Below are 24,765 nucleotides of genomic sequence, written 5' to 3' on the forward strand. Positions count from 1 at the left end.
AAACGGCGGCGCCTTTTTTCTTGGCGGCCTAATTCGCCTCAGGGCCTGTCGGCAATGATGAACTCGGCGGCGCGCCAGGCCAGCGCCATAACCGGACCATTGGTGTTGCCCGATACGGGCGCTGGGATGACTGAGGCATCCACCACTCGCAGGCCCTCGACACCGTGGACCCGCAAGCGGCCATCGACCACGGCGTCGCCGTCATTGCCCATTCGACAGGTGCCCGTTGCATGCAATCCGGAGACGAAGGTGCCGCGGAAGGCTTCGAGCAAGGCTTCGTCTGATTGAACGTCCGCACCCGGCCAGATCTCTTGCCGGACATATGGACGAAGTGCAGGCTGCGCGACGAAGTCGCGCATGACGCGCATCATTGCGACGGCCGTGCGGCGATCGCCTTCCGTGGTGAGCCAGTTGGGCTTTATGTGCGGCATGTCGCTCATTTCAGCAGTGCGGATCGCGACTTCACCGCGGCTTTCGGGCCGCAGTGCATAGCCGATGATCGTAAGCCCCGGCTTGTCCTCGAGCGCGAGCTTGCCTTGCAACAGCCCGCGCGCGAAGGTGTAGGGCGACAGCGAAAGCTGGAGGTCGGGGTAGGGCACCTCAGGTGCCGAACGGACAAAGCCCCCCATTTCTGACGCTCCAAAACTCATCAGTCCAGTTCCGGCCAGGTAGTAGCGCAGTACCTCGCCGACCAGCTGCACGTCGCGCAGGCGGCGGTTGTGGCCATCAAGGCCGGCAAGGCGATAAGGCAGCGCTACGACAATATGCTCGGCCAGGTTCCGTCCAACGCCCGGCAGGGCAGCGACCGTATCGACGCCGGCAGATGCAAGCACATCGGCCGGCCCGATGCCGGACACCTGGAGTAGTTGCGGGGACTGGATGGCCCCGCAGGCAACGATGATCTCGCTGGCCGCGTGGGCGACTTCCTTACGCACGCCGCGCCGGTATTCGACACCCACCGCGCGGCGCCCGTCGAAGATGATCCGCGTCGCTTGCGCGCCGGATCGCACGACCAGGTTCTTGCGCTTCATCGCCGGGCGCAGGAATGCGCGTGCAGCACTCATGCGCCGGCCCTTGTGGTCGACGCTGTGGCTGTATGTGCCGACGCCCTCCCTGCTGTCGCCATTGAGGTCATCGAGCCTAGGCAGTCCGAGCGATTCGCCCGCTTCCAGAATAGCGCTGCCGAGCGGATCGGCGAGCGGTCGGACACTCACCTGCAGCGGGCCATCGCCGCCGCGAATGGCATTGCCGCCGAACTGGTGGTGCTCGATCTGGCGAAATACTGGCGCCATGTCGGACCAGTCCCAGCCCGTGACACCGAAATCGCGCCAGCCGTCGTAATCCTGTGGCGCGCCGCGGCAGTAGAGCATGCCGTTGATGGAGCTCGAACCGCCCAGGCCCCGGCCGCGCGCCCAGCTTTCGCCTGCGGGCCTGCCTGCTTCGCGTTCTACCGGAAAACTCCACGCGCGTTGCGGGTGCTTCGTCAGCTTGACCCAGCCGCGCGGCATGCGCACCAGGGGGTGCAGATCGGATGGACCGGCTTCGAGCAAGAGGACTCGGTGGCGCGGGTCCTCGCTCAGTCGGGCGGCCAAAACACAGCCGGCGGAACCGGCACCAACGATGATCGTATCGAAATTACTCATGGGGCGATTTCGATCTGTCCGCGTACAGCACACATCCCACAAACGAACTAGCGGATTCGTTGTGGGTGAAGAACTGCCGCCTGGGCAACGCTTACGTGCGCTAGTCCGCATGGACGATGCCCAAAGCCCGCTCTTCGGGCGACTTCTGCTCGGAAGTGCGGCAACTCGTTCGTGATGTGCCGCCTTTGCGCGCATTCAGCTGCCGGCGCGCATTCAAGACCGGCGCGAGAAGTTTCGTTCCTCGGGAGGAATTGTATGAAGAAATCCATTCTTGCAGCGGCTCTGCTGCTGTCGACCGCGCTGACCGCCGCCGCCCAGGACACGCCAAGCGTCAAGCTCGGCGTGCTCAACGACCAGAGCTCGTCCTTCTCCGCCCTTGGCGGCACCGAAGTGACCGAAGCCGTGAAGCTCGCCATCTCGGACTTCGGCGGCGAAGTGCTCGGCAAGCCGATCGAACTGGTTTCGGCCGACCACCAGAACAAGCCGGAAATCGCGCTCTCGATCGCACGCGAGTGGCTCGAGCGCGACAATGTCGACGCGCTGTTCGACGTCGCCAACTCGGCGATCGCGCTTTCCGTCAACACGCTGCTCGGCGAACAGAAGAAGCTCGGCTTCTTCGTGTCGCCGATGACCGACAAGATGACGGAAGCCGACTGCAACGGTTACGGCATGGCCTGGGCTTATGACGCCTACTCGCAGGTGCGCTCTTCGGTCAGCGCCCAGCTCAAGGCTGGTGGCGAATCCTGGTTCATCCTGTCGCCCGACTATGAGGCCGGCAAGGTGATGGAAACCAACGTGAAGGCCGCTGTCGAGGAAGAGGGCGGCAAGATCCTTGGCGCTGTTCGGGCGCCGCTCGGCTCCACCGACTTCTCGTCCTATATCCTTCAGGCCCAGGCTTCGGGCGCCAAGGTTCTGGCGCTGACCGTCAACGGTCCCGAACTGGTCAATACGCTGAAGCAGGTCCAGGAATTCGGCCTGATCGACCAGGGCATGCGCGTGGCAGTGATCGTGCTGCACCAGTCGGATGCGCGCGCCATCGGCCTCGAGGCGCTGAAGGGCATCCAGTTCGCTGCCGCCTGGTACTGGAACACCGATGAGGCTTCCAAGCGCTTCAAGGAAGAAATGCAGAAGAAGACCGGCAATGCGCCGGGCTGGGTCGCAGCGGGCGCCTATTCGGCGGCCACCAACTACCTGAACGCTGTCAAGGCCGCCGGCACCGACGAGCCTACCGCCGTGCTCGCCAAGATGCGCGAAGGCAAGATCAACGACCTGTTCGCAAAGAATGCGACGCTCATGCCGAACGGCCGTCTCGCGCACGACATGCAACTGCTCGAAGTGCGCGCGCCGGGCGAAGCCTCGGATGCCCAGGACGTGTTCAAGGTCGTGACCACCGTCCCGGCTGACCAGGCCTTCCGTTCGATCGACAAGAGCGCCTGCAAGCTCAAGGGCTGACATAGGCTGCCGGGCCGCAGTCATGCGGTCCGGCATCCGCTTTTTGGGGAGCGCAAGTCGTTGCCAGGCTATCTGATCTTCGAAATCGAGGTCACCGATCAGGCGGCCTACGACCATTATCGCGAGGTTGCCGGGCCGATCATGGCCAACGGCGGTGGCCGTTTCGTGCTGTCGAGCGATCGCATCGAAAGCCTCGAAGGCGGCTGGCAGCCGCCATCTATCTCGGTCGTCGAATTCCCGAGCGCTGAGGAAGCAAGGCGCTTCTATCATTCGGAAGACTACCAGAAGGTTGTCGCGCTCAGGCAGATAGCCTCGCGCGCCAAAGGCATACTCGTCGACTGCTAGGTCGGCGCAGCGGCATCGCCGCAACATCTGAACATACGTGGAGGACAAGGTGCGACAAGGCACTGCGGACGACTACATCATCGAGGCGTCTGGGCTGAGCAGGTATTTTTACGGCTTTGCGGCTGTGAAAGACGTCGACCTCAAGGTTCGGCGGAATACTATCCATGCCCTGATCGGCCCGAATGGTGCCGGCAAGACCACGACATTCAATCTCATCACCAAGTTCCTCGCACCAAGCGAAGGGACCATCCGCTACAATGGTGAAGACATCACCGCGCTGAAGCCGGAAGAGGTGGCGCGCAAGGGTATCGTTCGGTCGTTCCAGATCTCGGCGGTATTCCCTCGCATGAGCGTGCGCGAGAATGTGCGCATGGCGCTCCAGCGACCGTTGGGTAGCTCCTACCGTTTCTGGCAGAGCGAACGCACGCTCGGCGTGCTCAACGACCGCATCGACGAACTGCTCGACGCCGTCGGAATGCTTTCCTATCGCGACCATATCGCGGTCAACCTGCCTTACGGGCGCAAGCGCGCACTCGAGATCGCCACCACGCTGGCCCTCGATCCCGAGATGCTGCTGCTCGACGAGCCGACCTCCGGCATGGGCCACGAAGATGTCGACCGCATCGCCGAGCTGATCCGCAAGGTGTCCGCGCAGCGCACGATCCTGATGGTCGAGCACAATCTTTCGGTCGTGGCGGCCCTTTCCGACACGATCACCGTGCTGGCCCAGGGCCGCGTGCTGGCCGAAGGCAATTACGAGACCGTCTCGCGCGACCCGCGCGTTATCGAAGCCTATATCGGTGGTGCCGATGACTGAGAAATCCAACAGCCAGGTCCTGCTCGATGTTGCGGACCTGCATGCCTGGTACGGCGAGAGCAAAGCGCTGCACGGCATGAATTTCGATATCCGCGAGGGTGAACTGGTCACGCTGCTGGGCCGCAACGGCGCCGGCAAGACGACGGCCCTGCGCTGCATCATGGGCCTGGTGCGCAAGAAGACTGGCACCATCACCTACAGGGGCGAGAACGTTGTTCAGAGGGCGCCGGAATTCATCGCGCGCCGCGGCATCGCCTATTGCCCCGAAGAACGCGGCATTTTCTCGAGCCTGTCGGTGGCTGAAAACCTCGAGCTGCCGCCTGTAATTGCACCGGGCGGCATGTCGGTGGATGAGATCGTCGAGCTGTTCCCGAACCTGAAGGCCCGTTGGTCGAGCCCGGGCACCAAGCTTTCTGGTGGCGAGCAGCAAATGCTGGCCATTGGCCGCATCCTGCGTACCGGCGCGAAGCTCTTGATTTTCGACGAGCCCACGGAAGGCCTGGCTCCGGTCATCGTCAAGCAGATCGCGGCAGTGATCGAAAAGCTGAAGACGAGGGGCTTCACCATCCTCCTGGTCGAGCAGAACTTCCGCTTCGCCTCAAAACTAGCCGATCGGCATTTCGTCGTCGACCACGGCAAGGTCGTCGAACGCTTCAGCCGCGATGAACTCGCCGGCAACGAAGCCAAGATCCAAGCATATCTCGGGGTATAAGAGCCATGATGGACCTGTTTGGCGTCCCGTCGACGCTCCTTTTCGGCCAACTCCTTGTCGGCCTCATCAACGGCTCGTTCTACGCCATGATGAGCCTTGGCGTGGCGATCATCTTCGGCATGCTGCGCATCGGCAATTTCGTGCATGGCGCGCAATATATGCTCGGTGCTTTCGGCGCCTGGTATCTGATGCGCTTGCCGGAACTGTTTCCCGGTCTCGGGCTCCCGTCCATAGGCTACTGGTGGGCGCTGGTGATCGTACCGCTGGTGGTCGCCGTCATCGGCGGCTTGATGGAGCGTATCTTCATCCGCCGCGTCTATGATCTCGACCATGCTTACGGACTGCTGCTGACGGTCGGCCTCGCCATGGCGATCGAAGGCGCGTTCAACGTCTACTACGGCGCTGCCGGGCAGATGTATAGCGTGCCGGATTCGCTCAAGGGCGGCATCAATCTCGGCTTCATGTTCCTGCCGATCTATCGCGCCTGGGTCATCGTGGCGGCGATCGTCGTCTGTTTCGGCACCTGGTATGTCATCGAGCGTACCAAGCTCGGCTCCTACCTGCGCGCCGCGACCGAAAACCCGGATCTGGTACGGGCCTTCGGCATCAACGTGCCGCGCCTGTTGATGCTTACCTACGCCTTCGGCGTCGGTCTCGCTGGCTTTGCCGGTGTCATGGCGGCACCGATCTATCAGGTCAGCCCGCAAATGGGCCAGGGCATCATCATCACCATCTTCGCGGTGGTGGTTATCGGTGGCATGGGCTCGATCTTCGGCGCCATCGTTTCCGGCCTGATGCTGGGCGTGATCGAAGGCCTGACCAAGGTGTTCTATCCGCAGGCCTCGGCCACGGTGATCTTCATCATCATGGCGCTGGTGCTGATCTTCCGCCCGGCAGGCCTGTTCGGCAAGGAAACGAACAGTCATTCGGTGGCGGATGTGTCGTCCGGACGTGCCGGCAGCATCCTTGAAAACGGCAGGCTTTGGCTTGCGGTCTTCACGGTGGGCGGCGTGGCATTGCCGTTCCTCGTCTATCCGATGATGGGCATGAAGATCCTGGTGCTGGCGCTGTTCGCCTTGGCCTACAACCTGATCTTCGGTTATGTCGGCCTTCTCGCCTTCGGTCATGCCGCATTCTATGGCACCTCTGCCTATGTCACCGCCCATGCGGCGGCCGCCTGGGGCTTGCCGACCGAGCTGTGCATCCTGATGGGCGTGGTAGCGGCAACGGCGATCGGCGCACTGTTCGGCTGGCTGGCGATCCGCCGGCAGGGGCTCTACTTCGCCATGATCACGATGGCGATGGCGCAGATCATCTATTTCTACGCCGTGCAGGCGCCATGGACCCATGGCGAGGACGGCATCCAGTCGGTGCCGCGCGGCACGTTGTTCGGCGTGATCGACCTCTCCGACACGATGAACATGTACTATGTGATGCTAGCGGTGTTCCTGGCAGGGTTCGCTTTCGTCTACCGCATCATCCATTCGCCATTCGGCCAGACGCTGAAGTCGATCCGCGAGAACGAACCGCGTGCCATTTCGCTCGGCTATTCCACCGACCGCTTCAAACTGATCGCGTTCACGTTGTCGGCCATGCTGTCGGGCCTGGCTGGCGGCATGAAGGCAATCATCTTCCAGCTCGCGTCGCTTGCCGACGTGTTCTTCATGACCTCGGCGGACGTGCTCCTGATGACTTTGATCGGCGGTGTCGGCACGCTACTCGGCCCGGTGGTCGGCGCTGCGGTTCTGGTGACGCTGCAGCGTGAACTCGCGACCTTCGGCGCCTGGGTTGTGGTGATACAGGGCATCATCTTCGTGCTTTGCGTGCTGTTCCTGCGCAAGGGCGTCATCGGCACGCTGGAGGAGTTCCTCACCAATCGTGCCGAGCGCAACGCGCAGCAGACTGGCAATGCCGCCGAGGCCACGACGCCGGCAAAGGTGGCGCAATGAGCGCGCCATCAACAGTCGTCATCGGCATGGGGCCTGGCCTTGGTCAGGCTCTGGTCAAGAAATTCGCACGTGAAGGGCACCGCGTGGCCTTCGTCGGCCGCAACGCGGACGCCACAGCGCGATACGAACAGGCACTTCGCGCGGATGGGCTCGACGTTGCCGGTTTTGCGGGGGACGCCGGCCGACCCGAGCAGATGGAGAAGGTGCATGCGGCGATACGGGAGCGTCACGGCGCCCCGGAGGCGCTGATTTACAACGCCGCGATCATCGAACCGTCGCGCTTCGTGACGCCTTCGCGCATGGACGAGGTGAAGTACGGCACGGCCGATGGTTGGAAGTCGCATGGTGAGCCGGCCAGCGTCGACTACGTGGTCGATGCCTTCAGGACCAATGTCGCGGGAGCACTGCATGCGGCGCAAGCTGTGGCACCGGCGATGATCGACCGGGGACGGGGTACCATCCTGCTGACAGGCGGCGTGCTCGCCTTTGGCCCCTGGATCGAGTGGGGCGTGACCTCGCTTGGCAAGGCGGCGCTGCGCAGCCTGGGGCTGTCGCTGGAGAAGGAGCTTTCGGCGTCCGGCATCCATGTCTCGACGGTTGCCATTCACGGTACGATGCAGGCGGGAACGCCCTACGACCACGATCTGGTGGCTGAGGCCTATTGGCGGCTGCATGTCCAGCCGCGTGAACAATGGCAGCCGGACTTCCATTTCAGGCAGGATGGTGCCGACGGAGGAGATCCCGACGCATGAGTACGCCAGCGATCCGTCTCGACGGCAAACGTGCGCTGGTGACCGGCGGTGCCAGCGGCATCGGCGAGACTGCGGCACGGCTGTTGCATGATCTCGGCGCAAAGGTCGTGATCGCCGATCTCAATCGTGAAGCCCTGGATGCGGCGGCCACGCGCACAAGCGCAAGCGCTGTCACGCAGGGTGACGTGTCGAGTGAAGCCGACAGCGAACGGATGGTTGCGGAGACCATCTCCGCGCTCGGCGGGCTCGACCTCGTCTTCAATTCGGCCGGCATCGGCGACGATCTTGTGCCCGTGCACGACCAATCGGTGGAGCGTTGGCAACGCGTCGTCGACGTCAATTTGCGCGGCACCTACCTGATGTGCCGTGCTGCGTCCCGAACGATGCTTCAGCAGAAGAGCGGGTCGATCGTCAACGTCTCCTCCATCGTCGGGCTCGGCGGCTTTCCTCGCCGTTCGGCCTATGCCGCGGCAAAGGCCGGTATCAACCACCTGACGCATACGCTGGCCTGCGAATGGGGTCCTTCAGGAATCCGCGTCAATGCCATCGCGCCCGCCTATACGCGCACGCCGATGGTCGAGGCTTTGCTCGAGCGCAAGGCCTTCGATCCGACAATTCTGGAGAAGCGCACGCCGCTCGGCCGTCTGGCGCTACCGCAAGAGATGGCGCAGGCAGCTGTGTTCCTGCTGTCGGACTGGGCGTCCTACGTCACCGGCACCGTGCTGCCGGTGGATGGCGGCTGGAGCGCCTTCGGTGGCGCGGGTGAAGTGGCAAGCGCCTGAACCAACGGATCAGTTTGGCGTCATGGTCTCTACCGCCATGGCAGAAATCGATCGCAACGAATTGATCTTTTTGATTACTATTGTCTGAAACTGAAAACGGCCGCGCTTGAAGCGCGGCCGTTTTCAGTTGGGTGAGCCTGCAACCTTATTTGTTGCGGAAGTCGTCCATGCGGTTCTCGCGCAGTGCCAGCACCAGTTCGCGCTTGCGGATCTTGGCAGCTTCGACCGGCATATTGTCGATGAAGTGGACGATGCGCGGTGCCTTGTAGGCGGCGAGGCTTTCGCGGCAGTAGCGAACGATTTCTTCGGCGGTGACGTCCTGGCCGTCGGCCTTGACGATCACCGCGACGGGGATTTCGCCCTTGCTCTCGTCGGGCGCGCCGACGACGGCGCACATGGCGACCGCAGGATGCTTGTAGAGCAGCGCCTCGATCTCGAGCGGATAGACATTGTGACCGCCGGCGATGATGACGTCCTTCTTGCGGTCAACGATGAACAGGTAGCCGTCCTCGTCGACATAGCCGAGGTCGCCCGACTTCCAGCCGCCATTGCCGAAGGCTTCGGCGGTTGCCTTCTCGTCCATCCAGTAACCCTGGGCCACGCAGTCACCTTCGATGATGACCTCGCCGATCTCGCCCTGAGGGACAGGATCGCCGTCGTCGTCGAGGATGGAGATGCGCGAGCTGCCGACGGGCAGGCCTGCAGAGCCTGCCTTACGGATGCCGGCGGTGGGCTCCATGACGTTCTGGCCGCTGGTTTCGGTGGAACCATAGACCTGGGTGACACGCGCGCCGGAAAGCTCCTCGAAGCGGCGGATGACCGGCTGCGGCACGGGCGAGCCGCCTGTCGTGCAGATGCGCAGCGACGACAAATCGTGCCTGGCCGGATCGACCTCGTTGACCATGTACACATACATGGTCGGCGTGCCGCCGAAATAGGTCGCCTTGTACTTGCCGATGTCGGTGAGCACGCGCTGGGTGTCCCAACGCTCATGCAGAACGATGGTGCCGCCGGTATAAAGGCAGAGGTTGAGCGTGACAGTCAGGCCGAAATTGGTAAATAGCGGCACGGCGCAGAGGTAGGTTTCCTGCGCAAATCGCGTACGATGCGAAACCATCATGTCGCGTAGCGTCGAGCACTGGTTGAAGTGCGACTGCGCGGCGCCCTTGGGCGAACCGGTTGTGCCGGAAGTAAAGAAGAGCGCGGCAATGTCGTTGATATCGCAAGCTACGTCCTCGAAGGTCGAGGGGGCTGCCGCCATCAACGGACCGAGAGCGTCAGGGCCGCCTTCGGCACATGCCACTAGGCAGTGCGCGAGGTCCGGGAACTCGTTACGAATCTCGGAGAAGTAGGGCCAGGTCGAACCGTCTGCAATCAGAGCCTTCATTCCGGTCTGGGTGACGATCTTGCGCAGTTCGGCATGCCGGAACATGGCGCTGAGTGCTGCGGGGATCGCACCAAGACGTTGGCAGGCCCAGAAGCCGATCGCCATCATAGGCGTGCTTGGCAGATAGAGGCCGACACGGTCGCCCTTGGTCACGCCGCGTGCGGCCAGCACATTGGCAAGTTGGGCAGTCAGTTGGTCGAAGCGCGCGTAGGTGATCGTTTCCTTGCCGGTCACGATGAAGTTGCGCTCGCCGATGAGCCGCGCGTTCCGCGCCAGGATCTGGCTCAGGATTTCCATACTCGTCTTCCTGCACTCGAAGGTTGGGATTCGTCGCCGACTTGAAAACCTGCGCCCACGCGCCGGCATCGTCTGCATAGACTAATGCCGGCGCGGGCCTGCGTCAGGAGATGAGGATACCGCCGTCGATGGGCAGTTGGTGGCCGGTCATGCGCCGGGATTCGTCCGAAGCCAGATAGAGTGCTGCGTTGGCCACATCGATCGGTTCGGCGATGCCCAACAGATAGGCGTCCCACTGCGCCTTGAGATGCGGTTCGCGCTCGAAGAAGCCGAGCACGCGGTCGGTGGCCACTGCGCCCGGCACCAGAACGTTGATGCGGATGTTGTCCTTGGCGAACTCGACGGCCATCGAGCGCGTCAGCGAGATGATGCCGCCCTTGGCTGCGGAATAGGCGTCACGGTTGGGGATGCCCATCGCGCCGACGATGGACGAGCAGTTGATGACCGAGCCGCCGCCCGACTGCTGCATCAGGGGAATGGCGTTGCGGCAGCAGACCCAGGTGCCGAACAGGTCGAGCTTGATGCAGCGCCAGAACTCCTCGAACGGCGCAACGGTGACCGGGCCGTCGGCCGAACTCGAGCCGCCGGCATTGTTGTAGAGCACGTCGAGGCGGCCCCAGGCGTCCATGACGGACTTGAACGCGGCCTCGACGCTGTCGGGCTCGGTGACGTCTGTCTCGACATACATGGCAGTGCCACCGGCCTCGGCGATCGATGCGGTGATTGCTTCACCTTTGGCGCGGCTGCGGCCGGCCACGGCGACCTTGGCGCCTTCCTGGGCGAACAGCCGCGCTGCCGCCTCTCCGATGCCACCGGTCGCGCCGGTGATGAATGCGACTTTGCCTGCGAGACGACCCATTTTCTGCTCCTTGAATTGCTTGGTCGAACCTGCGCGCGACAGCGCTCGCAACAACGTCCGAAAGGACTAGCGTTCGATCGTGGAAACCGGCGGTCCGGCAGGAAAAGGTCGGTTCCGGACGCCTAGTCCCATCAGACGATGTTCGGGTCCTGTCGGTGTCCCATTCCTTGCCTCGATCAAAGATATTGGCAGTGCCGAAATGGCAGCAAAAAGCGGCGTAGGAAAATGAAGGCAGTGATCTGCAGGGAGTTCGCCCCACGGGCCGAACTAAGGATTGAAGACGTTCCCGAACCCAAGGCGGGCAAGGGGCAGGTGGTGATCCGCACCGAAGCATGCGGTATCAATTTTTTCGACGGCCTGATGGTCGAAGGCAAGTACCAGACCAAGCCTGAACTTCCGTTTACGCCGGGCAGCGAAGCTGCAGGCGTCATCATTGCGGTTGGCGAAGGTGTCGAGCGGCTCACGGTGGGCATGCGTGTGCTAGCTTTCGCCGGCATCGGCGGCTATGGCGAGCAGGTGGCGGTGGACGCCTGGAAGGTGTTTCCGATCCCGGCCGAGATGAGCTTCGTCGAGGCTGCCGGCTTTCTCATCACCTATGCGACGTCGCACCACGCTCTCAAGGACCGCGCGCAGATCAAGCCGGGCGAAACTCTGCTCGTACTGGGCGCTGCCGGCGGCGTCGGGTTGACTGCGGTCGAACTCGGCAAGCAGATGGGTGCACGCGTCATCGCCGCTGCGTCGAGCGACGAGAAGCTTGAACTGTGCCGCGAATACGGCGCGGATGAAACCATCAACTACGCCAAGGAAGACCTGCGCCAGCGCCTCAAGGACCTGACCAATGGGCAGGGCGTCGACGTGGTCTATGATCCGGTCGGTGGCAGCATGACTGAAACCGCCGTGCGCGGACTGGCGCTGAACGGACGTCTGCTGGTGATCGGCTTTGCCGCCGGCGACATCCCCAAGATCGCGCTCAACCTGCTGCTGCTCAAACAGTCGGCGCTGATCGGCGTGTTCTGGGGTGCCTTTGCGCGCGCCGCACCGGAGAAGAATGCGGTCAACATCGCCGAACTGATGGACTGGTTCGCCCAGGGCAAGCTCAAGCCGCATATCTCGGCCGAATACCCGCTCGACCGTTTCGCCGAAGCGCTCGACGTGGTGATGGAGCGGGCGGTCAAGGGCAAGGTGGTGCTGGTCACCGGCAATTCTGGAAATAGCAAGGAAGGAGTGTCGGCATGACCGCGCAACTCACGCAGACCGTATCGGTCGCAAAGCACGGCAACATTCTGGTCGCGACCGTCGACAACCCGCCGGTCAACGCGCTGTCGCATTCGGTGCGGTCGGGCCTGATCGAAGCCGTGAAGACGCTGGAAGGCGACGCCGAGGCGCGCGCCATGGTCATCGTCTGCGAAGGGCGCACCTTCATCGCCGGCGCCGACATCAACGAATTCAAGAAGCCGATGGTGGCGCCGCTGCTCGGTGAAGTGATCGATACGCTCGACGCCGCCACCAAGCCGATCGTTGCCGCGCTTCACGGCACGGCGCTCGGCGGTGGGCTCGAAGTGGCGATGGCTTGCAGCTATCGTATCGCGCTCGAGGGCTCGAAGGTCGGCCTGCCTGAAGTCAAGCTCGGCATCCTGCCGGGCTCGGGCGGCACTGTTCGGCTGCCGCGCCTGATCGGCGTCGAGCAGGCGCTGACGATGATCAGCGAGGGCGGCCAGATTTCGGTGCGTGATGCTCGCGAAAAGGGCCTTCTCGACGAGGTCGTTTCGGGCGACCTGAAGGCAGCCGCCATCGCCTACGCCGAAAAGGTGGTCGCCGAAGGCGCCAAGGTGCGGCGCACCACCGATCTGCCGGTGCCGAGCTTCGATCCGGCAGCGCTCGAGGCGAGCCGCGCCGCTTTGGCGAAGAAGTACAAGGGCTTCAAGGCTCCGCTCGTTGCAGTCGACCTGATCAAGATGGTCACCGAGACGCCGGCCGCAGAGGCGATCGCGCTCGAATACAAGACCTGCAAGGAACTGCTGGTTTCGCCGCAGTCCAAGGCGCTGCGCCATATATTTGCTGCCGAACGCGAGGCGCTCAAGATCGACGGCGTCGGCGCGGACAACAAGCCACGTGACGTCAAGAAGGTGGCGATCGTCGGCCCCGGCACCATGGGGCGCGGTATTGCCGCCTGCTTCCTCAACATCGGCATTCCGGTCACGCTGATAGGCCTCACTGACGAAGGTCTTGCTTCCGCGACCAAGGCGATCGGCAAGATCTACGAAGGCAGCGTTAAGCGCGGCAGCCTGAAGGCTGAGGACATGGAGCGCCGCATGGCGCTGCTGGCCACTACGACTGCCTATGACGGCATCGGTGACGTCGACCTGGTCATCGAGGCGGTGACGGAACAGCTCGACGTCAAGAAGGAGGTGTTTGCCAAGCTCGATGCCGTGCTGCGCGACGATGCGATCATCGCCACCAACACGTCTTTCCTCGACATCGAGGAACTGGCCCAGACTTCCAAGAACCCGGCTCGCGTTGCCGGCATGCACTTCTTCAATCCTGCCAATGTCATGAAGCTGCTCGAAAACGTTCGGGCGGCGAAGACGGCTCCCGATGTGCTCGCCACCACGACGGCGCTTGGCAAGCGCCTTGGCAAGGTGCCAGTGATGGTCGGGCGGTCCGAAGGCTTCGTTGCCAACCGCATGCTTTCCAAGCGGACGCGCGAGGCGCAATTCCTGCTCGAGGACGGTGCGACCCCACAACAGGTCGACCGCGTGCTAACCGCCTTCGGCTTCCCGATCGGGCCGTTCGCGCTCGCGGACCTCGCCGGCATGGACATCATGGCCGCCGCGCGCGCTGCACGCGTCGCCCGGATGTCGCCGCGCGAGCAGCAGTGTAACATCGTCGACAGGCTGGTGGCTGCTGGTCGTCTCGGCCAGAAGTCCGGCGCGGGCTACTACGTCTATGACGAGAACCGCAAAGCGTCGCACGATCCTGCCGTGGACGAGCTGCTCGAGGCTCATCGCCGCGAGCGTGGCTTCACCGCGCGCACCATCACCGACGAGGAAATCCTCGAACGCTGCTTGTTCGCCATGGTGAACGAGGCAGCCAAGATCCTCGACGAAGGTGCGGCCGCACGGCCGAGCGACATCGACGTCATCTGGACCAACGGCTTCGGCTTCCCGACCTATTTGGGAGGACCGATGTTCTACGCCGACCAGGTCGGCCTGCCGAAGGTCAAGGCGGCGCTCGACAAGTATGCCGGTCTCGTAGGCGACCAGTATTTCAAGCCGGCCGCGCTCATAGAGCGGCTGGTATCCGAGGGCAGGGGTTTCTACGGCTGAGCCGTAGACCTGCCGAACCAAGACGAAGAACAAACGGAATAGGTTTCTATGAACAAGGAAATGGACCTGAAATCGGTCGTCGCCCAGTTGCGCGACGGCATGACGATCGGATTTGGCGGCTGGGGCCCCCGGCGCAAGCCGATGGCGATCGTGCGCGAGATCCTGCGTTCCGATCTGAAGGATCTGACGCTGGTGGCTTATGGCGGTCCCGAGATCGGCATGCTGTGCGCGGCCGGCAAGGTGAAGAAGCTGATCTATGGCTTCGTCTCGCTCGACGCGATGCCGATCGAGCCCTACTTCCGCAAGGCGCGCGAAGCCGGCTCTGTTGAAGTGAGCGAACTCGATGAGGGCCTGCTGCTGCTCGGCCTGCAGGCAGCTGGCCACAACCTGCCGTTCGCTGCAACCCGCGTCGGCATCGGCTCGGACGTGCTCAAGTACAATCCGGACTTCAAGACGATCAAGTCGCCCTATGCGGACGGCGAGACGCTGCTGGCAATGCCGGCGATCAAGCTCGACGTGGCCCTGATCCACACGAGCCGCGCCGACCGCCTGGGCAACACCCAGACCGATGGTCCGGACCCGTTCTTCGACGCGCTGTTTGCACGTGCGGCGGACAAGGTGTTCGTCACCACCGAAGTGCTGGTCGACCGCATCGACGCCGAATACTCGGACAAGGCCAAGCAACAACTGTTCGAGCGCTGCTTCGTCACCGGCGTGGTCAAGGCGCCGCTCGCCGCACACCCGACCGCATCGCACGACGCCTATGGCTGGGACATGGGTCACCTCAAGGACTATGCCGCATCGGCCGGCGAAGAAGGCGGCTGGCAGCGCTATTTCGACCAATACGTGAAGGGCGATGAGGCCAGCTACATCGCGAGCGTGGGTGGCGAAGCCAAGATCCGCGCCCTGCCGCTCCCCATTTTCTGATCGGATACGACATGACGACTGCAAAAGAATTCACTCTAGCCGAACTGATCATCGCCGCCGGTGCGGAAGCATTCCACAACGATGGTGAGGTTCTCGCCACCGGCATTGGTCCCTTGCCGCGTCTCGCCGTTGGACTTGCCAAGCTCACCTGCGCACCCGGCCTCATGATGACCGATGGCGAGGCCTATCTGGTCGAGGACCCGATCCCGCTTGGTGCTCGCGGCGACTACAAGCCCAAGTTCTCCGGCTGGATGCCCTACCACCGCGTCTTCGACAGCGTCTGGAGCGGCCGCCGTCATGCCATGGTGACGCCGGTCCAGATGGACCGCTACGGCCAGGGAAATATCTCGGCGCTTGGCGGCGACTTCCAGAAGCCCAAGGTTGCCATGCTCGGCGTTCGCGGCTTCCCGGGCAACAGCCTCTGCCACAAGAACTCGATGTTCCTGCCCAACCACAGCAAGCGCACCTTCGTCGAGGGTGAGGTCGATGTGGTGGCAAGCGTCGGTTTCAATGCAAAGAACTGGCCCGAGGGTACCAAGCCGGGCGACGTCAAGATCGGCCGGATCATCACCGATCTCTGCGTGTTCGACTACAATGGCCCGAACCACGCAGCACAGGTGCTGTCGCTGCATCCGGGCGTCACTTTCGAGCAGGTGCAGGAAGCAACCGGCTTTCCGCTGCTGCGGGCAGAAGGCATGACCACGACGGCCGCGCCGACCGAAGAGCAGATGGCAATCATCGCCAAGCTCGATCCGCACAACGTGCGTGCGACCGTGCTGAAGGGCAATCCTTCGGGCGTCCGCGCAGCGTGACGAAAACCGCCGCCGGCAGTCTGTTTTGCCGGCGGCACCTTTCCTGAATTACCAGCGGCGGACGCAAGATGGACTTCGAATACAGCGACAAGACGAAAAGCCTGCTCGAACGGCTCAATGCCTTCATGGATGAGCATGTCTACCCTAACGAACGCCGCTATCACGAAGAGGTCGAGGCCGATCGCTGGGGCCATCCGCCGGTCCTCGAAGAATTGAAGGCAAAGGCCAAGGCCGCAGGACTGTGGAACCTGTTCCTGCCGGAATCGAACCATGGCGCAGGCCTTACCAACACCGAATATGCGCCGCTGTGCGAAGTCATGGGCCGGGTGCATTTTTCGTCGCAGATTTTCAATTGCTCGGCACCCGACACCGGCAATATCGAGACCATCGAACGCTACGGCACCGAAGAGCAGAAGGCACGCTGGCTGCCCGGCATGCTCGACGGTTCGATCCGCTCCGCCTTCGCCATGACCGAGCCGGATGTCGCCTCGAGCGATGCCACCAACATCCAGAGCTCCATCGTCCGCGACGGTGACGACTACGTCATCAACGGCCGCAAGTGGTGGATTTCGGGTGTCGGCGACCGCCATTGCGAACTGCTGATCTTCATGGGCAAGACCGATCCGAGCGCCCACAAGCACAAGCAGCAGTCGATGATTCTGGTGCCGATGGACACGCCGGGCATCAAGGTGCTGCGTCCCATGACCGTGTTCGGCTATGACGACGCGCCTCACGGCCACATGGACATGACCTTCGAGAACGTGCGCGTGCCGGCAACCAACATGCTGCTCGGCGAAGGCCGCGGCTTCGAGATCGCTCAGGGCCGCCTCGGACCTGGTCGCATCCATCACTGCATGCGCCTCATCGGTCTTGCCGAGCGCTGCCTGGAGCTAATGTGCAGGCGGGTGAAGAGCCGCGTCGCCTTCGGCCGCCCCATCGGCGAGCAATCGGTGACACTGGAGCGCATCGCCGAATCCCGCATCATGATCGACCAGGCGCGCCTGCTGACGCTGAAGGCTGCCTACATGATGGACACCGTCGGCAACAAGGCCGCACGCGCCGAGATCGGCATGATCAAGGTTGCGGCTCCCAACATGGCCTGCAAGGTCATCGACTGGGCCATCCAGGCGCATGGCGCGGCCGGCGTGTCGCAGGACTTCGTGCTCGCGAATTATTATGCGCATGCCCGCAAGCTGCGCTTCGCCGACGGTCCTGATGAGGTGCACCGCAACCAGATCGGCCGCCTCGAACTCGCCAAATACGCAGACATCGGCTGAACGGGAGGGCGGGACATGGATGCCAGCCGTTTCGTCGGCACCGAGCCGCTCGCTGCCGACAGCCCGATCGATGTTGCCCGGCTACATGCTTACCTCAAGGCCAATATCGAGGGCTGCGAGGGGAAGTTGACGGTCGAGCGCTTTCGCGGCGGCCAGTCCAATCCGACGATGCTCTTGAGCTTCGACGGCAAGCGCAGCCTGGTGCTGCGCAAGAAGCCCGACGGCAAGCTTCTGCCGTCGGCGCATGCCGTCGATCGCGAGTTCCGGGTCATCAGCGCACTGCGTGACACCGATGTGCCGGTCGCCGGCGCCAAGCTGCTCTGCGACGACGACAGCATCGTCGGTGCGATGTTCTACGTCATGGATTTCGTCGAGGGGCGCTCCTTCTGGGCGCCGTCGCTACCGGATCAGTCGCCGGCCGAGCGCCGCGCGATCTACATGGAGATGAACCGCGTCGCGGCCGCGCTGCACAAGACCGACTACAAGGCCGTCGGCCTGGAGGATTTCGGCAAGCCGGCCGACTATGTCGCCCGGCAGGTCGCACGGTGGACCAAGCAGTATCGCGCATCGGAGACCGAAACCATCGAGGCCATGGACCGGCTGATCGAATGGCTGCCAGGCAACATCCCGCCGGAAACGCGCACATCGCTGATCCACGGCGATTTTCGCATCGACAACATGCTGTTCCATCCGACCGAGCCGCGGGTACTAGCGCTCGTCGACTGGGAGCTTTCGACGCTCGGCGAGCCGATGGCGGATTTGGCCTATCACATGCTGACATGGCGCCTGCCGAACAAGCCCTATCGCGGGCTCGGCGACCTCGACATCGGAGAACTCGGCATTCCGGACGAGCGCAGCTACCGCGACGCCTATCTCAAGGCGACCGGGCAGGAGGGCGTGTCGGACCGTCACTGGTACGCCTACCTGGCCTACAGCCTGTTCCGGGTTGCCGGAATTCGTCAGGGCATCATGAAGCGCGTGGTCGATGGCAACGCTTCGAGCGCCCATGCGCGCGAAGCCGGCGCCTTGGCCCGGCCGGTGGCCGAGTTCGGCTGGCACTACGCCGAAATGGCGATGAAATCGTAAGGGAGAGAGCAACATGAGCACGATACAAGCGCAATCGCTGTATCCGGCCGAAGGCACGGCCATCGTCATCGGTGGCAGTGGAGGTATTGGCGCCGAGATTTGCCGGGTGCTGGCGCGTGACGGTTGTGACGTGGCACTGACCTACCACAGCAACCAGGCCAAGGCCGAGGCTGCGGCTGAAGCCGTGCGCGGCGAGGGGCGCAAGGCCTCCGTCCACAAGCTCAACATCGAGGACGTCGAGGCAACACGCGCCTTCATCGACGGCGTTGCCGAGGCTGGGGGCGGCATACATACCGTGGTCTATGCCGCAGGGCCGCTGGTCCCGTTGATCCATCTCAGCAAGATCGAGCCGGAACAGATGCGCAAGCACCTGATGCAGGATGCGTTCGGTTTCTTCAATGTCATTCATTTCGCCATTCCGCATCTGCGCAAGGCGCGCGGCTCGATCGTCGCTTGCCAGAGTTCAGCGCAATATCGCTACGCTTCGGCCGATGGGCTGTCGGTGGTGCCCAAATTCGCCGTGCATGGGCTGATGAAGGGCGTGGCCAAGGAAGAGGGGCGTTACGGCATTCGTGCCAACGGCGTCGCCATCGGCCTCATCGAGACCGGCCAGCACACCGAACTGACCAAGCTCGGCTACATCGACGAGAAGTATACGCAAGCTGCCGCAATGAATACGCCGCTGCGCCGCAATGGCAAGGCCATCGACATCGCCGAGGCGGCGTCATTCCTGGCGTCGAGCCGAGCTGGTTTCATCACCGGCGAAGTCATCAACGTCGATGGCGGCTACCACGTCTAGCGGATCGGCCCGAAAATCGGATTCGATTTTCGGAAAGCGCGTTGCGCAGTTTCCAAGTGTTGGAGCGCCCTTGGCGCGTCCGAATGGGCACGCGGCGCACTAGTGGCCTTCATGGCGCGGGCGAAAAATCGTCCGCGCCGGCCGTTAGTCTTTTCAGACGATGCTCGGCAGCGTTCCCGCTCCTAGGCAAGTAGTTGGAAAACTTCGGTTCCGGACGTTTGGATCGCGGCAAAATCGGCCGCTTCGCTTCCGGTTCCTTGTGAAGAAAACAGCAGTTCTGGAGCTATCCCTTGCGCGAAGCAGTCATCGTTTCCGTCGCCCGCACTCCCATCGGCAAGGCCTTTCGCGGCGCCTTCAACGACACCGAAGCGCCGGCTCTGTCGGGTCACGCAGTGCGCGAGGCGGTCAAGCGTGCCGGAATCGAGCTGGACTCGGTCGAGGACGTGGTCATGGGCTGCTCGGCCCAGCAGGGCACGCAGGGCTACAATATCGGCCGCCTGAGCGCCGCTGCCGCCGGCCTGCCGGACAGCGTCTCTGGCATGACGATCGACCGCATGTGCTCGTCGGGCCTCATGGCAGTCTCGATCGCTGCCAAGCAGATCATCGTCGACGGCATGGAGACGGTGGTTGCCGGTGGCGTCGAATCGATCAGCCTGACCCAGAACAAGTACAAGAACAGCTACCGCAATCGCTCGGAAGCGGTCATTTCGCAGTGGCCGCACATGTACATGACGATGATCGAGACCGCCGAGATCGTCGCCAAGAAGTATGGCGTGAGCCGTGAGGCGCAGGACGAGTTCTCGCTTGCCAGCCAGTTGCGTACCGCTGCCGCGCACCAGGCCGGCCGCTTCGACGACGAAATCGTGCCGATGGCCTCGCGCAAGTCAGTGTTCAACAAGGCGACCAACGAGACCACTTTCGAGGACGTGACGCTGACCCAGGATGAGGGGTTCCGCGCCGACACCAATCTTGAGGGGCTTTCGAAGCTGAACCCGGTCTTCGCCGACGGCGAACTGGTCAAGGCTGGCGAATACATCACGGCCGGCAACTCCTCGCAGCTTTCTGACGGTGCGGCAGCACTGGTGGTCATGGACGCCAAGCGCGCCGAACAGCTCGGCCTCAAGCCGCTGGGCGCCTATCGTGGCATGGCCGTTGCCGGCTGCGCGCCCGAGGAGATGGGCATCGGCCCTGTCTACGCCGTGCCGAAGCTGCTGCAGAAGCATGGACTGACGGTCGACGACATCGGCCTGTGGGAGCTCAACGAAGCTTTCGCCAGCCAGGCGATCTATTGCCGCGACACGCTCGGCATTGATCCGGAGAAGCTCAACGTCAATGGCGGCGCGATTGCCGTCGGCCATCCCTTCGGCATGACCGGCGCCCGTACCACGGGCCATGTCCTGATCGAAGGCCGCCGTCGTGGCGTAAAGTACGGCGTCGTCACCATGTGCGTCGGCGGCGGCATGGGTGCGGCCGGCCTGTTTGAAATCTTCAACTAACGAGTTGGAAATACCGGGAGGGGTCCGATGACAGCTACAGAGATCGAAATTCAACAGGGTCTCAAGCCCATTCTCGGACCTGCCACCCAGCTTGGCTTTGTCGTTCGCGACATCGAGGCTGCGATGCGTCACTGGATCGACGTCTTCGGCGTCGGTCCCTTCATCTTCATGGAACGTGGCGTCAGCCAGCCGGTCGGCACCACATACCATCGCGGCGAGGCGGTTCAGGTCGAGCTGCGGCTGGCCTTTGCCTATATGGGCGACGTCCAGATCGAACTGATCGAACAGACCAACGACGCGTCGTCACCCTACAAGGATTTCCTCGAAGCCGGCCGTGAAGGCCTGCAGCACCTGGGCTTCTGGGTTCACGACCATGACGAGGCGACAAAGCGCGTCGAGGCGGCAGGCTACGAGCGCGACTATGAGATCCGTGTCGCCGGACAGACGCAGTCGATCATCTACTACAGCTCGCCGTCGCTATACGGCCCGATGCTGGAGATCGTTCCGCCGATGTGGCGTCGCTCGCGCCAGGCCGTGCTCGACCATATCCGCGCGTACAAGGGCACGGATCCGATCATCCGCTTCGACACCTACAGTGCCTTCATCGCCCATGCCGGCGTGAAGTTCGACTGATCCAGTCCTTGCGCAGAAACAAGGCCATCGGGAAACCGGCGGCCTTTTGCTATTTGACCAGCTTTTCCAGATCGTCGATCTGCTGGCGCAGGCCGGCAATCGTCTGACGCACAGCTTCTGCATCACGCGGGCGATCGTCATGGGCGCGCAGGCTGGCCAGAGCCAGGTCGGCAATGATCTCGCCGATCTCGGTCGGGGTCCTGGCGCCTGATGGCGAATACCAGCGCGACGTCCAGTTGGCCATGCCGATCACGGCAAAGGCGGTGACTTTCGGGTCGACTGTGCGGAACTCACCGGTTGCAATGCCGTCAGAAATGCAGCGCACGTAAAAATCGTAGATGTGGCGTCGACCCTGATTGTAGAGCGGGCCAAGCGCCTCGGGAATCTGCGTTTCCAGACGCGACAGCAAGATGAAACGTGCGCCAGAGGACAGTCGCCGCACGATGCCGTCGACGACGGCGCGGCGAAGCCGTTCCGATGCCGAGAGTCCGGGTTCTGCCATCAGTTCCTGCAGGCGGTGCGACGGGGTCAGCGCTTCCGATTCGACCAGTGCCGCCAGCATCTCTTCCTTGTTGCGGAAATAGTGGTAGACCGCCGACCGGCCGAGGCCGAGCGCTTGCGCGATATCGTTGATGCTGGTCTGGACATAGCCCTTGCTGTCGAAGAGCTCGGCAGCGATGTCGATCAACTGCTCGCGAACCAGCTCACGGCGGGGATTGGTCGCCCCGCGCGCCGAGCTATCGCGTTCAAGCGTTTCCGTGACAGTACTGCCAGCATCCATCTGTGCCATTCGCGCTATCCTGCTCAACGCCGAAACTCCGGTCCCTTGATGCGGGGAACAACCCGCGACCGAAACGCCTTCAACCGGGAGTCGAATCGACCGAAGCCGCCGGAGCCCTTGGTCAAATCGATTATAATACGGTTCGCGCCTTCATAAGACTGCAAAAGTGCAGAAAACGTATAACAGCCTGCCGGCATCATGATGCTCCCGCAAAGACTTCGCCGGAGAGCGGCGAAAAATGCGGGGCGCCGAACATCGGCCGCCGAGAGACTGGACGCCGGCCATCGGCGTCGATGACGCCATAGTGCTCGGCGAGTTCGGTCGAATAGAAGGTGCCGCCGCTCAGCGTCATGGCATCGCCCGCTGCGTGAATCGCGGCAAGAACCCGGCCGATGAAAAACGGCGTCTCGACATGTGGCAGATTGCCGGCATTGTCACCGACCACACCGCCTGACGCGATGCCCGCCAAAGTACGCTCGGTGCCGATCAGGCCCGGCCAGAGCGATATCGCAGCGACGTCGAATGGTTGAAGCTCATGGGCCATGTCGTGAGCGAGCTTGTCCTGGCCAGCCTTGCCGACGCCATAGGGCAGGCTGTGACGATAGATCTTGCCGCCCGGTCCGGACGTGTTGGCGATCAAGCCTGAACGTTGGCGAACCATGATGGGTGCTGCGAAATGGCTCGCCGCGTAGCTCGAACGCAGGCCGACGTCTATCATGTCGCGCCACAAAGACAGCGGGCGCTCCCAGAAATTGCCATCGGGCACAGCCCAATCGGGCATGGCGAAGGCGTTGTTGACCAGGAGATCGAGCCGGCCCTGTTCGGCGTCGACGCGGTTGAACAGCGCCTCGGTCTGACTGTCGTCGAGATGGTCGCAGATCGCGACGATGCCCTTGCCGCCGGCCTGGTCGATCGCCTCGGCGGTTTCGCGAACCGTACCGCTCCACGGGCCGATCGCAGCCTTGTCGCTGCGGCCGGTGCAATAGACGGTGAAACCAGCCTGGCCGAGCGCGATTGCGATGCCGCGGCCAAGACCGCGGCTCGCGCCGGTGACGACGGCTACGGGCGGAATGTCAGATTTGCTGGTCAATTCGGCTTCCTTGCATATCCGAGGCCTAGCGGCTGCTGATTGCCTGCGAGGGTCTCGGCGAATGCGGCCTGCACTGCCGCATCGTCCCAGTCGCCATCAAGCACGGGGTCCGCGATCAGCGGATGCGTGACAAAAGACAGCTGTTTGCCCGCGATGCGCACGACCTGCCCATTGATGTCCGATGCCGCGTCGGACAGCAGGAAGCTAACCACCGGCGCGTTCACTTCCGGATCGGGCAGGGCAGCGTAGTGGACTTCGCGACTGGCAGCCTGCTCGCCCATCAGCGCCTTGTTCTGGGCAGCCATGGCGGTCTCTGCGAGGGGCGACAGGGCATTGACGCGGACACCGGAGCCGCGCAATTCCATCGCCCAGCTATAGGTCAGCGACGCAACGCCGCCCTTGGTGGCGCCATAACCGCCGAGCGCGATGTCGCCGGCTTGCGAGCCTGAGGCGACGTTGATGATCGAGCCACCCTTGCCGGCGGCCAGCATGCGCCGCGCCGCGTGGCTGGCGCAGGCTGCAGTCCCGATCAGATTGACCTCGACCATCTGGCGCAAATCCCTCTCGGTGAGGTCGAGGATCTTGCCGATGCGCAGTATGCCGGCGTTGTTGACGATTCCCGTGATCGCTCCGAAGGCATCGACGCAGGCATCGACCAGCGATTGGGCATAGGCCCAGGAAGAGACGTCGCCGGCATGGGCGACCGCTGTGCCGCCGGCGACCCGGATGGCGTCCACGGTCTTCTGCGCACCTTCGGCGCTGATGTCGTTGACGACGACCGAGGCGCCGAGAGCTGCCGCATGCCGCGCATAGGCCGCGCCTAGGCCGGAACCGGCGCCCGTTATGACGACCGCCTTGCCTTCCAGTAATTTCATTTCGTGTCCTCCCGGGCGACAAGCATGATGTCTAAGAATTGCCTGCGCATCCCACGTTCGGACGATACCCGTTCAGGCCGCCAACTGGTCGCCGGACGGCCTGAAGGTAGCCTCAACCCTTCGGTTCAACGCCGTCGGATAGCAATTCACGGGCCTCCGGCCTGCCGTCGAGCAACCGATTGACACGATTTTGTACGCGCCACCCCTCGGCCGTGCGGGTGAGTTCCCACCTGTTGGCGCTGGCCCGTTCGACGCGCCAATGGTCGCCCTGATTGAGGTAGACGCGCGAGTATCCGGTCGCCACGGCCTTGTCGCCTTCGACGGTAACGTGCGGCATGCTAAGAACGTGGGCGCAGCCATCGGCGACGTAATGGATGTGCGGCTCGATATTGACCAGCGAGCCGACGTTTTCGGCGCCAATGAGAGGCTCGGCGCCAAAATCATAGGCCCCATCTTCCGCCCAAAGCGAGGCGGTGACATTGCCGGTGCGGCTGTCGACTGACGGCCCGTAGGTCGCGATGAGCTGGTAGATGGCAAGCTGGTCTTCCAGGCCCTTGATGCGCGCCTCGAGTGCTGCCAGCCGCGCTTCGGTATCAGACATGAGTTCCTCCGATCTACTGGGTGTCGGACTCCATAGCGTCCAACGTGGCGACATACGCCATCGTTCG

The 24,765-nt window shown here is 63.1% G+C and carries 23 protein-coding genes and 1 pseudogene; 17 read left to right on the forward strand and 7 right to left on the reverse strand.

Annotation, left to right across the window (positions count from 1 at the left end; all coding sequences use genetic code 11):
• Positions 1 to 38: 38 nt before the first annotated feature.
• A complete protein-coding gene (locus tag ABSY17_RS13375) occupies positions 39 to 1,643 on the reverse strand; it encodes a GMC family oxidoreductase (RefSeq protein WP_378951391.1) in 1,605 nt (534 codons plus the stop codon).
• A gap of 255 nt (positions 1,644 to 1,898) precedes the next feature.
• Here ABSY17_RS13375 and ABSY17_RS13380 point away from each other — a divergent pair, with 255 nt between their 5' ends.
• The 8 genes and pseudogenes from ABSY17_RS13380 to ABSY17_RS13415 all read left to right on the forward strand — a co-directional run bounded on the left by ABSY17_RS13380 (position 1,899) and on the right by ABSY17_RS13415 (position 8,452).
• Positions 1,899 to 3,095 (forward strand): ABC transporter substrate-binding protein, encoded by a 1,197-nt coding sequence (locus tag ABSY17_RS13380; protein WP_378951394.1) that lies wholly within the window; start codon positions 1,899 to 1,901, stop codon positions 3,093 to 3,095.
• 60 nt (positions 3,096 to 3,155) lie between these two features.
• Entirely contained in the window at positions 3,156 to 3,440 is a 285-nt protein-coding gene (locus ABSY17_RS13385) for a DUF1330 domain-containing protein (protein WP_378951397.1), read from the forward strand.
• A gap of 49 nt (positions 3,441 to 3,489) precedes the next feature.
• Positions 3,490 to 4,257, forward strand: a complete 768-nt coding sequence (locus tag ABSY17_RS13390; RefSeq protein WP_378951400.1) for an ABC transporter ATP-binding protein — start codon at positions 3,490 to 3,492, stop codon at positions 4,255 to 4,257.
• Positions 4,250 to 4,969: an ABC transporter ATP-binding protein gene (locus ABSY17_RS13395; RefSeq protein WP_378951403.1), complete on the forward strand. Its 720-nt coding sequence runs from the start codon at positions 4,250 to 4,252 to the stop codon at positions 4,967 to 4,969. The genes ABSY17_RS13390 and ABSY17_RS13395 overlap by 8 nt, the downstream gene beginning before the upstream one ends.
• 5 nt (positions 4,970 to 4,974) lie before the next feature.
• Positions 4,975 to 5,883 (forward strand): annotated as a pseudogene (locus ABSY17_RS13400) (branched-chain amino acid ABC transporter permease); the annotation flags it as partial.
• A 132-nt stretch (positions 5,884 to 6,015) separates the two neighbouring features.
• Positions 6,016 to 6,918, forward strand: a complete 903-nt coding sequence (locus tag ABSY17_RS13405; protein ID WP_378952652.1) for a branched-chain amino acid ABC transporter permease — start codon at positions 6,016 to 6,018, stop codon at positions 6,916 to 6,918.
• The gene (locus ABSY17_RS13410; protein ID WP_378951406.1) at positions 6,915 to 7,670 is read left to right on the forward strand and encodes an SDR family NAD(P)-dependent oxidoreductase; all 756 of its coding nucleotides are present in this window, start codon (positions 6,915 to 6,917) and stop codon (positions 7,668 to 7,670) included. Before ABSY17_RS13405 ends, ABSY17_RS13410 begins: the two co-directional genes overlap by 4 nt.
• Positions 7,667 to 8,452, forward strand: a complete 786-nt coding sequence (locus ABSY17_RS13415; RefSeq protein ID WP_378951409.1) for an SDR family NAD(P)-dependent oxidoreductase — start codon at positions 7,667 to 7,669, stop codon at positions 8,450 to 8,452. Before ABSY17_RS13410 ends, ABSY17_RS13415 begins: the two co-directional genes overlap by 4 nt.
• 145 nt (positions 8,453 to 8,597) lie before the next feature.
• Here the strand turns inward: ABSY17_RS13415 and ABSY17_RS13420 are convergent, their stop codons facing one another.
• Together ABSY17_RS13420 and ABSY17_RS13425 are read right to left on the reverse strand one after the other, a co-directional pair.
• Positions 8,598 to 10,136, reverse strand: coding sequence for a class I adenylate-forming enzyme family protein (locus ABSY17_RS13420; protein ID WP_378951411.1), 1,539 nt, complete (start codon positions 10,134 to 10,136; stop codon positions 8,598 to 8,600).
• A gap of 103 nt (positions 10,137 to 10,239) precedes the next feature.
• Positions 10,240 to 10,995: an SDR family NAD(P)-dependent oxidoreductase gene (locus ABSY17_RS13425; protein WP_378951414.1), complete on the reverse strand. Its 756-nt coding sequence runs from the start codon at positions 10,993 to 10,995 to the stop codon at positions 10,240 to 10,242.
• A gap of 225 nt (positions 10,996 to 11,220) precedes the next feature.
• Between ABSY17_RS13425 and ABSY17_RS13430 the strand changes: the two genes are divergently transcribed.
• The 9 genes from ABSY17_RS13430 to ABSY17_RS13470 all read left to right on the forward strand — a co-directional run bounded on the left by ABSY17_RS13430 (position 11,221) and on the right by ABSY17_RS13470 (position 21,351).
• Entirely contained in the window at positions 11,221 to 12,231 is a 1,011-nt protein-coding gene (locus ABSY17_RS13430) for an NADPH:quinone oxidoreductase family protein (protein ID WP_378951417.1), read from the forward strand.
• Positions 12,228 to 14,321, forward strand: coding sequence for a 3-hydroxyacyl-CoA dehydrogenase NAD-binding domain-containing protein (locus tag ABSY17_RS13435; RefSeq protein ID WP_378951420.1), 2,094 nt, complete (start codon positions 12,228 to 12,230; stop codon positions 14,319 to 14,321). The genes ABSY17_RS13430 and ABSY17_RS13435 overlap by 4 nt, the downstream gene beginning before the upstream one ends.
• Before the next feature lie 48 nt (positions 14,322 to 14,369).
• Entirely contained in the window at positions 14,370 to 15,248 is an 879-nt protein-coding gene (locus ABSY17_RS13440) for a CoA transferase subunit A (RefSeq protein WP_378951423.1), read from the forward strand.
• An 11-nt stretch (positions 15,249 to 15,259) separates the two neighbouring features.
• Entirely contained in the window at positions 15,260 to 16,060 is an 801-nt protein-coding gene (locus tag ABSY17_RS13445; protein WP_378951426.1) for a CoA-transferase subunit beta, read from the forward strand.
• A gap of 68 nt (positions 16,061 to 16,128) precedes the next feature.
• Complete coding sequence (locus ABSY17_RS13450) at positions 16,129 to 17,337, forward strand: acyl-CoA dehydrogenase family protein (RefSeq protein ID WP_378951429.1); 1,209 nt, start codon at positions 16,129 to 16,131, stop codon at positions 17,335 to 17,337.
• 15 nt (positions 17,338 to 17,352) lie between these two features.
• A complete protein-coding gene (locus ABSY17_RS13455; RefSeq protein WP_378951432.1) occupies positions 17,353 to 18,423 on the forward strand; it encodes a phosphotransferase family protein in 1,071 nt (356 codons plus the stop codon).
• Between the two features lie 13 nt (positions 18,424 to 18,436).
• Complete coding sequence (locus ABSY17_RS13460; RefSeq protein WP_378951435.1) at positions 18,437 to 19,222, forward strand: SDR family NAD(P)-dependent oxidoreductase; 786 nt, start codon at positions 18,437 to 18,439, stop codon at positions 19,220 to 19,222.
• Positions 19,223 to 19,512: 290 nt separating this feature from the next.
• Positions 19,513 to 20,718, forward strand: a complete 1,206-nt coding sequence (locus ABSY17_RS13465; protein WP_378951438.1) for an acetyl-CoA C-acyltransferase — start codon at positions 19,513 to 19,515, stop codon at positions 20,716 to 20,718.
• Positions 20,719 to 20,745: 27 nt separating this feature from the next.
• Positions 20,746 to 21,351: a VOC family protein gene (locus ABSY17_RS13470; RefSeq protein ID WP_378951441.1), complete on the forward strand. Its 606-nt coding sequence runs from the start codon at positions 20,746 to 20,748 to the stop codon at positions 21,349 to 21,351.
• Between the two features lie 49 nt (positions 21,352 to 21,400).
• Here ABSY17_RS13470 and ABSY17_RS13475 read toward each other — a convergent pair whose 3' ends face one another.
• The 4 genes from ABSY17_RS13475 to ABSY17_RS13490 all read right to left on the reverse strand — a co-directional run bounded on the left by ABSY17_RS13475 (position 21,401) and on the right by ABSY17_RS13490 (position 24,698).
• Positions 21,401 to 22,141 (reverse strand): TetR/AcrR family transcriptional regulator, encoded by a 741-nt coding sequence (locus ABSY17_RS13475; RefSeq protein WP_378951444.1) that lies wholly within the window; start codon positions 22,139 to 22,141, stop codon positions 21,401 to 21,403.
• A gap of 187 nt (positions 22,142 to 22,328) precedes the next feature.
• The gene (locus ABSY17_RS13480) at positions 22,329 to 23,222 is read right to left on the reverse strand and encodes an SDR family NAD(P)-dependent oxidoreductase (protein WP_378951447.1); all 894 of its coding nucleotides are present in this window, start codon (positions 23,220 to 23,222) and stop codon (positions 22,329 to 22,331) included.
• Positions 23,219 to 24,097 (reverse strand): SDR family NAD(P)-dependent oxidoreductase, encoded by an 879-nt coding sequence (locus tag ABSY17_RS13485; protein WP_378951450.1) that lies wholly within the window; start codon positions 24,095 to 24,097, stop codon positions 23,219 to 23,221. Before ABSY17_RS13485 ends, ABSY17_RS13480 begins: the two co-directional genes overlap by 4 nt.
• Positions 24,098 to 24,209: 112 nt before the next feature.
• A complete protein-coding gene (locus tag ABSY17_RS13490; RefSeq protein WP_378951453.1) occupies positions 24,210 to 24,698 on the reverse strand; it encodes a nuclear transport factor 2 family protein in 489 nt (162 codons plus the stop codon).
• Between the last annotated feature and the right edge of the window lie 67 nt (positions 24,699 to 24,765).

It is taken from the genome of Mesorhizobium sp. ANAO-SY3R2, from assembly GCF_042466635.1.
Classification (GTDB): Bacteria; Pseudomonadota; Alphaproteobacteria; order Rhizobiales; family Rhizobiaceae; genus Aminobacter.

Coding starts and splice junctions, on each gene's coding strand:
- ABSY17_RS13375 (WP_378951391.1), bottom strand. CDS start 1,643: ATGAGTAATTTCGATACGATCATCGTTGGTGCCGGTTCCGCCGGCTGT.
- ABSY17_RS13380 (WP_378951394.1), top strand. CDS start 1,899: ATGAAGAAATCCATTCTTGCAGCGGCTCTGCTGCTGTCGACCGCGCTG.
- ABSY17_RS13395 (WP_378951403.1), top strand. CDS start 4,250: ATGACTGAGAAATCCAACAGCCAGGTCCTGCTCGATGTTGCGGACCTG.
- ABSY17_RS13405 (WP_378952652.1), top strand. CDS start 6,016: ATGAAGATCCTGGTGCTGGCGCTGTTCGCCTTGGCCTACAACCTGATC.
- ABSY17_RS13410 (WP_378951406.1), top strand. CDS start 6,915: ATGAGCGCGCCATCAACAGTCGTCATCGGCATGGGGCCTGGCCTTGGT.
- ABSY17_RS13415 (WP_378951409.1), top strand. CDS start 7,667: ATGAGTACGCCAGCGATCCGTCTCGACGGCAAACGTGCGCTGGTGACC.
- ABSY17_RS13420 (WP_378951411.1), bottom strand. CDS start 10,136: ATGGAAATCCTGAGCCAGATCCTGGCGCGGAACGCGCGGCTCATCGGC.
- ABSY17_RS13425 (WP_378951414.1), bottom strand. CDS start 10,995: ATGGGTCGTCTCGCAGGCAAAGTCGCATTCATCACCGGCGCGACCGGT.
- ABSY17_RS13430 (WP_378951417.1), top strand. CDS start 11,221: ATGAAGGCAGTGATCTGCAGGGAGTTCGCCCCACGGGCCGAACTAAGG.
- ABSY17_RS13435 (WP_378951420.1), top strand. CDS start 12,228: ATGACCGCGCAACTCACGCAGACCGTATCGGTCGCAAAGCACGGCAAC.
- ABSY17_RS13440 (WP_378951423.1), top strand. CDS start 14,370: ATGAACAAGGAAATGGACCTGAAATCGGTCGTCGCCCAGTTGCGCGAC.
- ABSY17_RS13445 (WP_378951426.1), top strand. CDS start 15,260: ATGACGACTGCAAAAGAATTCACTCTAGCCGAACTGATCATCGCCGCC.
- ABSY17_RS13450 (WP_378951429.1), top strand. CDS start 16,129: ATGGACTTCGAATACAGCGACAAGACGAAAAGCCTGCTCGAACGGCTC.
- ABSY17_RS13455 (WP_378951432.1), top strand. CDS start 17,353: ATGGATGCCAGCCGTTTCGTCGGCACCGAGCCGCTCGCTGCCGACAGC.
- ABSY17_RS13460 (WP_378951435.1), top strand. CDS start 18,437: ATGAGCACGATACAAGCGCAATCGCTGTATCCGGCCGAAGGCACGGCC.
- ABSY17_RS13470 (WP_378951441.1), top strand. CDS start 20,746: ATGACAGCTACAGAGATCGAAATTCAACAGGGTCTCAAGCCCATTCTC.
- ABSY17_RS13475 (WP_378951444.1), bottom strand. CDS start 22,141: ATGGCACAGATGGATGCTGGCAGTACTGTCACGGAAACGCTTGAACGC.
- ABSY17_RS13485 (WP_378951450.1), bottom strand. CDS start 24,097: ATGAAATTACTGGAAGGCAAGGCGGTCGTCATAACGGGCGCCGGTTCC.
- ABSY17_RS13490 (WP_378951453.1), bottom strand. CDS start 24,698: ATGTCTGATACCGAAGCGCGGCTGGCAGCACTCGAGGCGCGCATCAAG.